The sequence below is a fragment of the Nostoc sp. genome, assembly GCF_036917465.1.
In the GTDB taxonomy this organism is placed as follows: domain Bacteria; phylum Cyanobacteriota; class Cyanobacteriia; order Cyanobacteriales; family Nostocaceae; genus Nostoc.
On the sequence record NZ_JBALDL010000076.1, the window covers coordinates 57,767 to 71,463 of the forward strand.

At 39.8% G+C, this 13,697-nt stretch carries 12 protein-coding genes and 1 CRISPR repeat array (1 of these 13 cut by a window edge); all 12 genes read left to right on the forward strand.

Annotated elements, in window-relative coordinates:
* The first annotated feature begins 24 nt into the window (after nucleotides 1-24).
* The 12 genes from cas3 to cas2 all read left to right on the forward strand — a co-directional run bounded on the left by cas3 (nucleotide 25) and on the right by cas2 (nucleotide 13,089).
* A complete protein-coding gene (gene cas3, locus V7K38_RS18250; RefSeq protein WP_334859811.1) occupies nucleotides 25-2,202 on the forward strand; it encodes a type I-D CRISPR-associated helicase Cas3' in 2,178 nt (725 codons plus the stop codon).
* A gap of 322 nt (nucleotides 2,203-2,524) precedes the next feature.
* On the forward strand, nucleotides 2,525-2,722 hold the full coding sequence (locus tag V7K38_RS18255; protein ID WP_334859812.1) for a hypothetical protein: 198 nt from the start codon (nucleotides 2,525-2,527) through the stop codon (nucleotides 2,720-2,722).
* 251 nt (nucleotides 2,723-2,973) lie between these two features.
* A complete protein-coding gene (locus V7K38_RS18260; RefSeq protein ID WP_334859813.1) occupies nucleotides 2,974-3,213 on the forward strand; it encodes a DUF433 domain-containing protein in 240 nt (79 codons plus the stop codon).
* Nucleotides 3,210-4,229: a PDDEXK nuclease domain-containing protein gene (locus V7K38_RS18265; RefSeq protein WP_334859814.1), complete on the forward strand. Its 1,020-nt coding sequence runs from the start codon at nucleotides 3,210-3,212 to the stop codon at nucleotides 4,227-4,229. The genes V7K38_RS18260 and V7K38_RS18265 overlap by 4 nt, the downstream gene beginning before the upstream one ends.
* A 17-nt stretch (nucleotides 4,230-4,246) precedes the next feature.
* Nucleotides 4,247-7,531: a type I-D CRISPR-associated protein Cas10d/Csc3 gene (gene cas10d / locus V7K38_RS18270; protein WP_334859815.1), complete on the forward strand. Its 3,285-nt coding sequence runs from the start codon at nucleotides 4,247-4,249 to the stop codon at nucleotides 7,529-7,531.
* Nucleotides 7,532-7,597: 66 nt separating this feature from the next.
* Nucleotides 7,598-8,614 carry a type I-D CRISPR-associated protein Cas7/Csc2 gene (gene cas7d, locus V7K38_RS18275; RefSeq protein ID WP_334859816.1) on the forward strand — a complete coding sequence of 339 codons (1,017 nt, stop codon included), beginning with the start codon at nucleotides 7,598-7,600 and terminating at the stop codon, nucleotides 8,612-8,614.
* Entirely contained in the window at nucleotides 8,614-9,321 is a 708-nt protein-coding gene (gene cas5d, locus V7K38_RS18280) for a type I-D CRISPR-associated protein Cas5/Csc1 (RefSeq protein ID WP_334859817.1), read from the forward strand. Before cas7d ends, cas5d begins: the two co-directional genes overlap by 1 nt.
* Nucleotides 9,322-9,434: 113 nt before the next feature.
* Nucleotides 9,435-10,055: a 2OG-Fe(II) oxygenase gene (locus V7K38_RS18285; RefSeq protein WP_334859818.1), complete on the forward strand. Its 621-nt coding sequence runs from the start codon at nucleotides 9,435-9,437 to the stop codon at nucleotides 10,053-10,055.
* Complete coding sequence (cas6, locus tag V7K38_RS18290) at nucleotides 10,045-10,881, forward strand: CRISPR-associated endoribonuclease Cas6 (RefSeq protein ID WP_334859819.1); 837 nt, start codon at nucleotides 10,045-10,047, stop codon at nucleotides 10,879-10,881. The genes V7K38_RS18285 and cas6 overlap by 11 nt, the downstream gene beginning before the upstream one ends.
* 31 nt (nucleotides 10,882-10,912) lie before the next feature.
* Nucleotides 10,913-11,506, forward strand: coding sequence for a CRISPR-associated protein Cas4 (gene cas4, locus V7K38_RS18295; RefSeq protein WP_334859820.1), 594 nt, complete (start codon nucleotides 10,913-10,915; stop codon nucleotides 11,504-11,506).
* A gap of 283 nt (nucleotides 11,507-11,789) precedes the next feature.
* A complete protein-coding gene (gene cas1d / locus V7K38_RS18300) occupies nucleotides 11,790-12,794 on the forward strand; it encodes a type I-D CRISPR-associated endonuclease Cas1d (protein WP_334859821.1) in 1,005 nt (334 codons plus the stop codon).
* 7 nt (nucleotides 12,795-12,801) lie between these two features.
* A complete protein-coding gene (cas2, locus tag V7K38_RS18305) occupies nucleotides 12,802-13,089 on the forward strand; it encodes a CRISPR-associated endonuclease Cas2 (protein WP_334859822.1) in 288 nt (95 codons plus the stop codon).
* 268 nt (nucleotides 13,090-13,357) lie between these two features.
* Nucleotides 13,358-13,697: direct repeats of the CRISPR family, unit length 37 nt; unit sequence ATTGCAATTCATTAAAATCCCTATTAGGGATTGAAAC (it continues 1,490 nt past the right edge of the window).

The following is a 13,697-nucleotide window of genomic DNA, read 5'->3' on the forward strand; positions in this document are numbered from 1 at the left end:
CAGTTACGGACACTATTTAAGTGTATGTCCGAAAATTACAAAATTACTCTCAAGCCTGTTTACTCGCAAACCGTCCCCACACCTGACGGGGTGAAATTACCTAAAGATTGGTTGCTTTCTTGGCATCAAGCCGCAACTTTAGAAGCGTTACGCGATCCAAATATTGATGTCGTGTTCAACACTGCGATGACTGGTGATGGTAAAAGTCTCGCGGCTTATTTAGAGGTTCTTCAGGGTGAAATTTCTGCGATCGGACTTTACCCAACCAATGAACTCGCCCGCGATCAAGAAACGCAGATTAGAGGATATATTGAGCAATTCCAGCCAGAGAATCAGCCGCGTGTAGTGCGTCTGAGTGGGGCTGATTTAGAAATTTATGCGGAAAATGAGGGATTGAAAAAAGGGGCTGCGATCGCAACTCTTACTAACCAGAGAGAAGCATTATTAACCAACCCTGATATTTTTCATTACCTGCATAGAGGTGCTTACATAATTCGTGGCGATAGCCCAGATAAACTATGGGGCAGAATTGATAAAGATTTTGACCTATTTATTTTTGATGAATTCCACGTTTTTGCTGCTCCCCAAATTGCCAGTGTGATTAACACAATGTTGTTAATTCGCTGTACAAATCGCCGCAAAAAATTTCTGTTTCTTTCAGCCACACCAGATACAAACTTAATTGGGCGATTAGAAAAAGCAGGATTTCGTTGTAAAGAAATTGATCCTCTAAAACAAAATAAATATCAATTTCCTGATACACCAGAAGAAGGAGAGCAACTGAAAACACAGGGCTGGCGGCAAGTAGCGCGAACAATTTCGTTGAATTTTATTCCTTTAGAACCGTCATTTAAAGCTTCGGAAATCTGGTTAAAAGAAAATAGTGATTTGATTTTGGCTCAGTTTCAGCAGTATCCAGGAAGTAAAGGTGCAATTATCCTTAACTCAATCGCAGCAGTCAAACGCCTAACTCAGTTTTTTCGGGAAATCTTACAGCCTTACGGATTGAAAGTTGGAGAGAATACAGGGCTATCGGGAAAAGGAGAAAAGGAGCGAAGTCTTTCTGCTGACTTGGTAATTGGCACTAGCACAATTGATGTTGGGGTTGATTTCAAAATCAATTTCCTAATTTTTGAATCATCCGATGCAGGTAACTTTATTCAACGTTTAGGACGCTTAGGAAGACATGATGGATATGAAAAAGATGGTCAGATAGTTAAGTTTGAGAATTTTACAGCTTTTTCTCTAGTTCCTAACTTTTTGGTAGAGCGTTTGTTTAAAGGGGATATTCCACCGTTAGAAGTGAATAGTATTTGCGATCGCCCCACTTTTCACAATACCATTACCGATAATTATCGACAAATCAACGATTTTCGTGGTTATTATCGTCGTTGGGGGGCTGTGCAATCATTTTGGCTATATTACCAATTGAGCGATCGCACAATTAAACAACAGTATGCCCAAAGCCGAGACAAGTTTCAAGAAGCCTGTGAACAATTATTTGAAACAAGTCTGAAGTCACAAGCCGGACGTATTCAAGGATGGGCGAAAGATTGGCAAGCGCTTTCTGGTAAATCAGGAAATCCCATTGCTGAGGATGCTGCTAGTTTTCGAGGTTCAAGTCCTTTGCAATGTGGTTTATATGACTTAACGGAAGAAAACGAGTCAGATAGGTTTAAAACCTACGATTTACCGGGGATTTTGGGAAATTTAGAAATTGAAATGTGGACGGAAGCGGGATTTATACGGACACTCAAAGAAACCGCAGAACGCACGGGACAACCCATCGCCAAAGGTAGATTTGCTCATTGTCTAGCATTTATGAAGTTGCGTTCTTACCGAGAGGAACGGCTGAACTGGAAGTTTACCTATTCTGGAAACTTGCAGCCAATTGCAGACGCTTGGAAAGTTCAGGTTTTGACTGGTGTGGAAATTTGGCAACCTGACAACTATTGGGTTGGGGAAATTAACAAACGCCTAAAAAAGGAAGGTTTGGTTTGTTACGTGATTCGCCGTCCTCTTGCTGAAGTGCGGATGCGGCTAAGGCTACCGATGAATTTTCAGATTTATGGCATCAGCGATCAGTATAGCTTTCATGATGCTACTGCGCCCTATGCGATCGCTTTTGGTCACTCTGCGCTGCTGCTGGATACGCTTGCTTACACGTTTAAAAGCAAAGGAGATGAGATGTGGATTGCTTGAAGTTTCAATCCCTGATAGGGATTTTAGTTGATTTATGACAAGAGCTTACGGTTTTAAGCACAGACTTATTCGTTTCAATCCCTAATAGGGATTTCAAAGGATTATTTTTTGTGCGCGTAAAGCTCCATGTATACAAGGATTTCATAAAAGGTTGAATAAGTCAACGCTTATCATTTGTTGAATAAGTCTGACCTTATTTAAATGCTTGACAAGAGCTATCGCATTATGTAGCGTCAGATTATACAAATTCCTGAAGTCCTTGTAAAACAAGGATTTTGGCTGAAGTATTCGTATGACAAAGTTTTTAAAGGAGGTGATAATCATGCTTGTTAAATTGACAAACCTTGACCGACTAATTTCACTTCTCAAAGATGGTAAGTGGCATTCAAGCGACGAACTAGCTATAAAAGTTAGTTGGCGATTTGGACACACGGTGTTTGAAGCTCGCAAGAAAGGCTACTTAATTGAAAAGCGGAAAGTTGCTCATAACCAATTTCAGTATCGGTTATTGGCAGCATAACTAATGCGATAGCTTATCTGGGCATTTCTCTAGCTAAATTAGAGAATCTCCATCTAAGAGGGAAGCTGATTAGCAGCTTGCGGTATTAAGGTCAGGCGTAGGTAGTCTCTATCCCCAACAGATTTAAAGCTGATGGTTGAGCGAGTCACTGGTAACACCAAATCTTAAAGCAATGAGTTTTATTAAAGCTTCCCTCTTTTTTGCAAATCACAGGAAATAGTCAATAAAATTAAGCATTCTGAAGGTAAACAATGAACGAACAAAAACTTTTGGAAAGAATCACAGTCAACCCCAAAATTTTTGGTGGTAAACCAATTATTCGAGGTCGCCGCCTAGCTGTTGAACATATTTTAGGGATGTTGGCGGCGGGAGATACTATTGAAACCTTGCTAGAAGGTTATCCCTGGTTAGAACGGGAAGATGTACAAGCCTGTTTGGTCTATGCGCGTCGGCTAGTTAGTCATGAGCGAGTTGAACCTTTTTCTTTATGAGTAATCCCATTTCAAACAATTACAGACATTTGCTAATGGAAATAAAACAGCGTATTCGTTCAGCCCAGTACGAAGCACTAAAAGCAGTTAATCGGGAAATGATTAACCTCTACTGGGACATTGGACAGATAATTGTTACTCAACAGCAGGGCGCTAGTTGGGGAAAATCCATAGTAGAACAGTTAGCAAAAGACTTACAAGCAGAGTTTCCAGGAATTAGCGGATTTTCTGCTGCTAACCTCTGGCGGATGAGGCTTTTTTATGAATCTTATGTCAACAATGAAAAACTCGCACCAATGGTGCGAGAAATTGGATGGAGTCACAATCTAGTCATTGTAGAGAAGTGCAAAGATGAACTAGAACGAGAGTTTTATATTAGAATGACTCGTAAATTTGGCTGGACAAAGAATGTTTTGATTCACCAAATTGAAAATCAAACTTATGAAAAGACTCTGTTAAATCAGACTAACTTTGATAAAACTGTTCCAGCAGAAATCCGTAACCAATTAAAACTAGCTGTCAAAGATGAATATACTTTTGATTTCTTGGAACTAGCAGATGAACACAGCGAACGCCAGCTAGAACAGGCAATTTTGGCAAGAGTTGAACCATTCTTGCAAGAAATGGGTGGGCGGTTTACTTTTGTTGGCAGTCAGTATCGCTTAGAAGTTAGCGATAAAGAATTTTTTATTGACCTGTTGCTGTATCACCGCCAATTAAAATGTCTAGTTGCGATTGAGTTAAAAACTGGAGAATTCCTACCTGAGTATGTGGGAAAAATGCAATTTTATCTTGCGGCTTTAGATGATTTATCTCGATTCCCAGACGAAAATCTCTCAATCGGAATTATTCTTTGCAAATCTAAGGATAAAACTATTGTTGAGTATGCACTGAGAGAATCGAATAAACCAATTGGTATAGCAACTTATAAACTGTTTTCTACGTTGCCTCAAGAATTAAAAAATCAACTTCCGGCTCCAGAGCAAGTTGCCAAGTTGCTAGAAGGCGTGGAGTAAAAAAATGGAGTTTGAAAATGTCTAATGATGATTGGTTATCAGGTGATTTTGGTTTTGATGGCGATTCTTCAGACCGCACTATTGAAACCGAAGGCGAATTATTAACACTTAAGCTATTGCGTGAAGCTATTCAATCTCAAAATCCAGATGATAAGGTAATGGCAGACTTTGGTGAGTATGTTTTACCAAATCTGTTGAGGATAGCCATTGGTGTAACCGCGAAAGGCGGTAAGTTTTTTGATGAAATTGACCAACAGCGAGAAGCTGAAGGAAAAACTAAAGTCAGACGAGATAATGCTGCTGACCAATCACTGAATACTCACTTACTCAATGGTTTATTCCCAGCTAATTTAATTGAGAAACGTTTAGAAAAGCTTAATACCACAGTGCAGCGAGTGGTGAAAGAGCGAGAGCGCAGATTAGTAATAGCTGGATTTATTTTACATGATTTTGAAAAGTTTCCTGATGTACCTGAAAACTGTCGCAAGCTACCATTAACAGAACATCGTGAAATTATTGATAAAAAAGTTCACCAGTTAGGACTGGATAACTTTATAAATCCAGAAAACCCTGAAGCTTATCGAGAGTATCTAGATGATTTGTTGTGCATGGCTTATAATGCTCAACGCCGTTGGGATACTAACTGGAATTTTTCTGAATTCGGGCTAAATCCTGTTCTCAAAGACCGTACCCTTCGCAGTTTATCTGATTTAACTTGTTTGGCTGATTCTCTCGCCTCAATTGTTAAACATCCCCAGGATGCAGAACATCCTAGACTCAAAGAAATTATCCACAGTTTAAGTGATGGACAGTTGAAATTTACCTATCACAGCATTGCTGAGAATCGTGGTGTTTTAACTAATGTAGTGAATAATGCTTTAGTTGACGCTCATATCAGTCTGAATACTTATGAAGATATCTACTACGAACCTTTGTTATATCTGCCAACAGGCGTAATTTACTTGGCTTCGCGTAATGCTCCAACTATCTCGCCGGAAGATTTACCAAACCGTGTAGTTAACAGTATTAAATCGCTTTGTGCTGGACAATTACGCCTCAGACAAACAGGATTTGGTAGAGATGGCAAAGGCATGAAATATGCCGAATATTACAACTTATTTTTTGATGATATAGGCTTGATGAAAGTAGCCTTAGATGCAACATTACGCATCTTAAATCCTAATAAAGGCTCTGTCGCTAAAAGTCGCAGCGAAAATCTGAATAAGTTTCAGCAACAAAATATTTTATCTGCTGATTATGACTTCAAATTTGAAGACGATATCCGTATTGACCAAATAGCAGAGTTTGGTGATTTAGTTAGCCGGAAGATTTGGGAAGAGACAGTTAATCGCGTTGATTCTGCTCGTAAAAAAGATAAAAAGCTGCCAGTAGTTCCTGATTTTGATTTAACTCACAAGGTTGCAGAATTTTGGAATTTAGCAGAATATTTACCCCAAATTAGAGAAATTCAATGCATTAATGAAAGTCTCAAAGAAAACAAGTTAAAGGGGAATACCGGAGGAGTACCTTATGAATGGTATTATCTGGCTGCTAAATATTTACAACATCATCCAGGAATTGAAGATGTACGCGAAACTTGTCAGAAAGTCATTGATTACTTGACAAGCTTAATTTCTCCGATAATTTGTCAATATCAATTACCTGATGGTTGGGATGATTTAAGGCTCTGGGTAAAACGAGTTGTGATGTTACCAGGCACTAATCAAGAGCCATCTGTTAAAACTCAAGTTGAAACATTTCTAGACGAGTTAGGTAATTACAATGCTGCAAAAAAAGCAGGGCGAGGGAAACAATTAATCTGCTCAATTTCTCATTCTGCTTACACGGTTACAGAACAAATGGAATCAGCAGTTTTATTTACGCCTCAAGTTTATACAAACAAGCAAATGTTAGGAGGTTCTAACGCTAAACGCAATATCTCTAGTATTGCAGGTGTGGAGATGATGCTGAGGCAAATATTGATGAATCAAACTCAAGCTGTAGGTAAACGATTTGAAGATGGAAAATATCGCTATCTCTACTTTTATCCTACTTATTACTTTACTCCAGAGACTAACAAGTTTTTGCAGAAAGCATACAATGGTATTGCTCAAACTCGCTTTGATACTGGCATTCGCAATCATTTTATCAGTAAGGATTTACAAGCGGATTTGGGGCGCGATCGCTACCAAAGTGTAGATAGTTTCTTAATCGATGAAAACCTCCAGCGTGACAAGGATCGCACCTTTAAGCTTTCCTATCCTGAAGACCAGCCTTTAACATTTTACTTCATGGCGCTCCCACCAGGAAGAGACAGCACGGATACCGAATCTTGGGTAATGCCAACTTGGTTAGCGTTTGCTTTCCCGATGATTTTAGATGTTAAAACTGTGGTTTCAGAGTCGCCAATTCCACCCTTTAATGATGGGGCTGAATTTGAGGAAAGCGTTTTACTTGATAGTGCGCCTCATGCTTTCCGTGCTTTAGTAAGGCGCGATCGCTTTCGTCTTGACTACATCCTCGAAGGTTGGAATGAAAACGGTATTCAATACCCAGCGCCTTTAAATGTGCTTACCGCCGCTTACGCAATTCATTTAGATGTGAATGCGCGACAAGGTAAGTCTGGTTACGATGCCAATTGGGGAAGATTTACAGAACTGGCTAAAGATTTTGAAACCACTCCACTGTACGTCTTTTCTTATCTCAATCGCTGGGTACGTAATCAGGGAATGGAAACAGCGCGAATTGAAAAAATCAGGCTTTATGCCTATCATTTTTACCCTTGTTTTGACCCCTATGTGAAATATGACAATAATATGGAGCAATTAATTGTGGGAGAAGCATCAAGTTTAAATCACCCTAAGAAATTAACAGATTTATACCGCATATTTTATCGAGCTAATAAGCGTTATAATCCCAAGTCTAATGCTGTGTTAAAACCAGTTGATATTGCGGCTGAAACTATACTCAAAGCTGAGTCAAGTGTGTTTCAGGGAGAAACATTAGTTGCGGCTGTTGCAGCAGAAGTTTTTAAACTCATGGATCGTGTTCATTCTTCTACTGCTGAAGGACGCTGGATCATGAGCAAACGAGAACAAGAACGGCAGGCTGTTCTAGATTTTGCCAAGTATTTTGTAGTGGAGGTATTTGATAAATCATTTGCAGGCGATCGCGCTCGTTTAGCTGGTCGTCAACTCAACTTAATCCGTGATACTTGCGAATTTCTTTATCGCCTAGAAGATGATAAGGAAAACGCAGTAAAAGATGAAAAATCTATGGAAATAGATAACGAGAATGAATAGGGATTTACCCTTGCCATTTTTGCTGGAAACGTAAATAAGTAGTAAATAATTCTTTGGAGAACAATCATGTCACTTTTAAAAACTGTTGAATCAAAATTCTTTCAAGCTGAAATTCCTTACAAACCAATGGGTAAATATGTTCATTTCTTGACCATTCGCATTACTGAATCTTATCCACTATTCCAGACAGATGCAGAACTGAATAAAGCACGGGTAAGAGCAGGAGTTAAAGACAAAACCACAATTAGCCGTTTGTCAATGTTCAAGCGCAAACAGTCCACTCCAGAGCGTTTAGTTGGTCGGGAATTACTCCGTAACTATGGATTAATGACGGCTGAAGAATGCGAATACAACGTGAATTTTGCAATGGATAATCCTGATTGCATCATTTACGGATTTGCTATTGGTGACTCTGGTTCAGAAAAATCGAAAGTTGTGGTAGACACGGCATTTTCAATTACAGCTTTTGATGAATCACATGAAACATTTACCCTCAACGCTCCCTATGAAAATGGCACGATGGCTTCCAAGGGTGAAAATGGTTCTAAACCAGGTGAAGTTACCAGTCGAATTAATCAACAAGACCATATTAGACCGCAAGTTTTCTTCCCTAGTATTGTCACCTTGAAAGACCCCACTGAAGCTAGCTTTCTTTACGTTTTTAATAACATTCTGCGAACTCGCCACTATGGAGCGCAAACAACCCGTACAGGTCGTGTCAGAAATGAGTTAATTGGTGTTGTATTTGCTGATGGAGAAATTACTAGTAACCTGCGTTGGACTCAGGCAATATATGATCAAATGAAATCTAATAATACTTTAAATGCTCCCGATCCGTTAGATGAAGATGATGTAATCACTGCTGCTAAAAATGCTATTGAAGCGTTAATGGCTGATGAATTTATTGTCCATACAGATTTAATTGGTGATGCTTTTGTATCCCTAATTAATGAAGTCAAGACTCTAACAGGAAGTGAGAAAGGAATTCAGTCAATTTTGCAAAAAGCTGATGCAGAAGCTAAAGATTATGCGAAAAAACATATCAGTAAAAAGAAAACTGCGGCTAAAGCGGGGAAAGAGTAATGGTATTTATTTACCGTTGTCAATTAGAGTTACATGACAGCCTCTATTACGCAACTCGTGAAATCGGGCGATTGTATGAAACAGAGGCAATAATTCACAATTACGCTCTTTGTTATGCACTGGGTTTAGTTGATAGCCAAATATACTCTACTACTGTTCCAGAAGAACATTCTTATCGTTACTTTTGTCCTGAACAAGTGCCAAAATACGAGGAGCATTTAACGCCACTCAATCAACAAGAAATTTACGTAACTCCGGCGCGATCGCTCACTCATTCTTCTATCCTCAACACCTGGAAGTATGCTAACAACAACTACCACGTTGAAATGGAGAAAACACAGAAAAATATCCCCAGTTTTGGGAGAGCGAAGGAAATAGCAGCAGAAAGCAAATTTGAGTTTTTTGTAATTTCCCAAAAAGAACTCAAACTACCAAAGTGGATTCGCTTGGGTAAATGGATGAGCAAGGCTGAAGTGACGGTAGAACAATTACCGAAATATAAAATTTCTGAAGGTATATTCACTTGTACACATCCATTAAATCCTTTAGATGTGATGTTCACTAATCAAGTGATTAGCTATGATGTTGTGAATATGCCTCCAGTTAGCTTAATTCAGAATGTCCAAATACGAGGTCAATACTATCAATTTGATGGCATTCAAAACTTAAAAATCCCAGTTAAGATAGAATATCGTTTTCGGAGTTAATTAATTCCTAAAACCTTGACTACGTTTTTTCTTTTTCGCAGGTTCTAGCGTCCAGTCACAAATTACGTTACAATTTTTAACCCTGCTAGTTTTGTACGCTCCCCACATCCATCGTGAAACACTATCAACAAAAACCCAACGCCTTCCCCAGCGATTACCTAAACAACTTGTGGGGAGAAATCCAAGCTTGTTCTTACTTTGCTATCAACAACCTCAACCGCGATTTTGTCGCCACTAAAGGATTTTCTGTAGTATTTCAGCGTTCGGGATTAGCAAAAGTAGAACAGCAGTTTCCCTACTTCAAACCTTATCTAGATTTAGCTCTCCAGCCGAATTGTAATGCTTTTTACCTCAATCCTTTACAGCTAAAGGAAGGCTCCCGCGTCGATCCGCATATCGATCGCTCCTTACGTTCCTACAGCAAAACCATTGAACCACCTGCGGTTGTCAGCGTCCTTTATGTGCGACTACCAGCAGATATGGAAGGGGGAGAACTGGTATTGCGATCGCACAAACGCCAACTTGGGCAGATTAAGCCCCAATTCAATACTTTAGTTTATTTTCAAGGTGATTTAACCCATTCGGTTAACGCTGTCAAAACCCCAGGAAATCGCCTAAGTCTCGTTTGTGAACAATATAGTTTGAGTGAAGCTGAACTCCAGGAAATTCCTGAGTACACTGTAGAGTCAAGAAGCACTCAGTCTACAACCAAAAAGAGAAAGTATGCCTCATAGTTTAGTGTTGAATTTGCTACCTCAATCGCCTATTCCACCACAATATCTTACCGGTAGACATCTCCACGCCCTATTTTTAACCCTCGTTAGTTTTGTAGATATGACATTAGGCGATCGCTTGCACGATTCCACCGCAGATAAAGCTTTCACCCTTTCTCCTCTCCAAACTAACTCCCCCCTTTTGAAGGGGGGTAGGGGGGGATCTAAATTGCAATACTCACATCAACAACCCATTTCCGCCGGGACTCCTTGTTGGTGGCGCATCTCTTTATTAGATGACACTCTATTTGGCAAACTTACCCAACTCTGGCTAAATCTTAATCCCAATCGCCCTTGGCATCTTGGCCCGGCTGACTTGTATATTACCAGCATTCAAGGCACACCCCAATCTATTCAACCTTGGGCAAATGCCAGTACTTATGCTCAATTATACGAAGAAGCTAGCGATCGCAATTCTTCCATAAACCTTTCTTTTTCCACGCCTACCGCCTTCCGTCAAGGACAGTATGATACTACCCTTCCTACCAGAGAATCTGTTTTCAATTCCCTACTTTCGCGCTGGAATAAATACAGTGGCATAGAATTATCTCAGATTGCGATCGAGTCAATATTTCCTTCTTTTGTTAACATTCATACAGAAATATTAGCCGATTCTCGCAGCAAATTTATTGGTATTGTTGGCGAAGTTACCTATAAGATTTTGGGAGAAATTGAACCAATGCAAAAAAAGCAAATTAATGCCTTAGCTGACTTTGCTTTATATAGTGGTGTCGGGAGAAAAACAACTATGGGTATGGGAATGACACGGCGGCTGTATTCTCCATAATTTCAATAATCATTTAAAAACCACCTAAGTTATGAATCAAACGGAATATGTTTCTATTGCGGCATTGAATCAATATGCCTATTGTCCGCATCGTTGCTGGCGGATGTTTTGTGCAGGGGAATTTACCGATAATCAATACACAATTGAAGGCACAACTTTACACGATCGCGTCCACACTACAAGCGATGTACAGCGAGGAGAAACTTGGCAGATTCGGGCAATTTGGCTAAAGTCTGAGCAATATAAACTCATTGGTAAATCTGATTTAATTGAAGAAGAATCAGGTCAACTTTATCCAGTCGAATATAAACGAGGACGTAAAGGAGAATGGGATAACGATGAGTTGCAAGTTTGCGCCCAAGCCTTATGTTTAGAAGAAATGACAGGACAACCAGTTAACACTGGATATATTTATTATGCCCACTCCCATCAACGGCAATTAGTAGAGATAAATCAAGAGTTACGGCAAAGTGCGATCGCTACTATTGAATACGTTACAAATCTCCTAGAAACAGGAGCAATACCAAAACCAGTTTACAGCAACCGCTGCCAAGGATGCAGTCTTTATTCGCAATGTTTACCCAAAGCAACTGATAAGGTCAAAAGTTATCAAGAAGTACATTAAATCATATCCTGGTAACTTCTAATTTGAGAACGTATTGACTTTCAACACTGTTCAAATAAGATCCCCCCGCCTGTGGCGACCCCCTTAAAAAGGGGGTAAAGGAGGAATGGAGCATAGTACCTTATTTTTTAGAGGTTGCGGAAATCGCTATCTGTAAAAACGTAAAGGATAAATCTAAGCCCCCCTTTTTAAGGGGGGTTGGGGGGATCTCTGCACAGCAAACAAGCTAACCAAACCGTATTGTATTGAGTTTGAAAATTTTCAATTAATTAAGGATGAAATCATGGGAACAGTTTACGTAACACAAGCCGATGCTTTTATCGGCAAAGTTGACGAACGTCTCACCGTCAAAGCTGAACAAAAAACAATCTTGGATATCCCTTTAATTAAACTAGAAGGAATTGTAGTACTAGGACGGGCTACTATTTCTCCCGCCATCGTCAGTGAACTTTTAGATCGTCACATTGGTTTAACATTTCTCACACAAAACGGACGATATTTAGGGCGTTTAGAACCAGAAGTTACCAAAAATATCTTTGTTCGGAAAGCCCAATGGCAAGCTATAGGAGAATCACAACATGCAATACATTTAGTCAGAGGATTTGTGCGCGGTAAATTGAAAAATTACCGCCATAGCTTACTTCGCACTCAGCGAGAACATCCTGATACTGACCTGAATAATAACATCACTCGATTGGAAAACGCGATCGCACCAATTGAAAAAACTAGCAGTATTGATTCCCTCAGAGGCTTAGAAGGTGCGGGTAGTGCAGCCTATTTCGGTTGTTTTCAACACCTAATCAAAACCCCAGAATTTAAATTTGAAGCCAGAAACCGCCGCCCACCAACCGATCCAGTTAACGCATTACTGAGTTTTGGGTATACATTACTACGCCATGATGTGCAAAGTGCTTTAAATATTGTCGGTTTCGATCCTTATCTAGGATACTTACACGTTGAACGTTATGGTAGACCTTCCCTAGCCTTAGACTTGATGGAAGAATTTCGTCCTTTGATAGTGGATGCTGTAGTGTTGTCGCTGATTAACAAGCGATCGCTAACCCTAACTGATTTTACCACCGAACCGCTCAGTGGTGCTGTGAATTTAACCAAAGAAGGACTGCATACATTTCTTCGCGCCTACGAACAAAAGAAACAATCAGAGTTTAAACATCCAGTCATGGGAACTAAATGCACCTACCAAAAATCCTTTGAAATTCAGGCGAGGTTGTTGAGTAAGTACCTGATGAATGAAATCGATAAATATCCCCCCTTAGTTCTCAAATAACTTTCCCATGTATATTGTTGTCAGCTACGACATTCCAGAAGATAAACGTCGGACTAAAATTCATTCCATTCTCAAGTCTTACGGACAATGGATGCAACTTAGTGTATTTGAGTGCGATATCACTCCCACTCAGTATGCTAAACTGCGATCGCGTTTAGCCAAATTGATAAAACCCGATACCGACAGCGTGCGCTTTTATTTTCTCTGTGGCTGTTGTCAGCGAAAAATCGAACGTATTGGTGGAGAACAGCCACGAGACGAAACAATTTTCTTTGCTGAATCCCCTTCTGGCTAGGTTCCTGCATCTCAAATGCGCGGAGGGGTAGGTGTACAAATTCCACAGCCTCAAAAAAGTGCTTATATCCCAAGTACAGTAAGGCTTTCAACTCATTAGTTGCCTACTCTTCATCCGCGCAATCTCTGAAATCCTTATCAAAAGACGATTTCAGCCTTTAAATTTTCCTGGCGCTCTTTCCAAACGAATTCTCTAATGCTATGATTGCCCTTGAACCGCGAAACGGCACCTTGAAAACTAAATACAGCTTGGGTTTCAGCCTCCTGCGATTGCAATTCATTAAAATCCCTATTAGGGATTGAAACCAATCCTTTAATATTTTTGCCCCACGCTTCATATTGCAATTCATTAAAATCCCTATTAGGGATTGAAACGGGGGTGGCGCACCCGTAGACGGCATTGCTAGCGGCCATTGCAATTCATTAAAATCCCTATTAGGGATTGAAACGTATTCCCTTCTTTCGCTAGTACTTACAGATTATTATTGCAATTCATTAAAATCCCTATTAGGGATTGAAACTCGCGGTTAATCTGTGTTTGTCTGTGCAATTGGATTGCAATTCATTAAAATCCCTATTAGGGATTGAAACAAGAACAAACGGCGGTAT

What these genes read in the sequence shown, in the direction of transcription:
- V7K38_RS18260 (WP_334859813.1), top strand. Translation starts at nt 2,974, where the DNA reads ATGAACGAACAAAAACTTTTGGAAAGAATCACAGTCAACCCCAAAATT.
- cas6 (WP_334859819.1), top strand. Translation starts at nt 10,045, where the DNA reads ATGCCTCATAGTTTAGTGTTGAATTTGCTACCTCAATCGCCTATTCCA.
- cas2 (WP_334859822.1), top strand. Translation starts at nt 12,802, where the DNA reads ATGTATATTGTTGTCAGCTACGACATTCCAGAAGATAAACGTCGGACT.
- cas1d (WP_334859821.1), top strand. Translation starts at nt 11,790, where the DNA reads ATGGGAACAGTTTACGTAACACAAGCCGATGCTTTTATCGGCAAAGTT.
- V7K38_RS18265 (WP_334859814.1), top strand. Translation starts at nt 3,210, where the DNA reads ATGAGTAATCCCATTTCAAACAATTACAGACATTTGCTAATGGAAATA.
- cas4 (WP_334859820.1), top strand. Translation starts at nt 10,913, where the DNA reads ATGAATCAAACGGAATATGTTTCTATTGCGGCATTGAATCAATATGCC.
- cas3 (WP_334859811.1), top strand. Translation starts at nt 25, where the DNA reads ATGTCCGAAAATTACAAAATTACTCTCAAGCCTGTTTACTCGCAAACC.
- cas5d (WP_334859817.1), top strand. Translation starts at nt 8,614, where the DNA reads ATGGTATTTATTTACCGTTGTCAATTAGAGTTACATGACAGCCTCTAT.
- cas10d (WP_334859815.1), top strand. Translation starts at nt 4,247, where the DNA reads ATGTCTAATGATGATTGGTTATCAGGTGATTTTGGTTTTGATGGCGAT.
- cas7d (WP_334859816.1), top strand. Translation starts at nt 7,598, where the DNA reads ATGTCACTTTTAAAAACTGTTGAATCAAAATTCTTTCAAGCTGAAATT.
- V7K38_RS18255 (WP_334859812.1), top strand. Translation starts at nt 2,525, where the DNA reads ATGCTTGTTAAATTGACAAACCTTGACCGACTAATTTCACTTCTCAAA.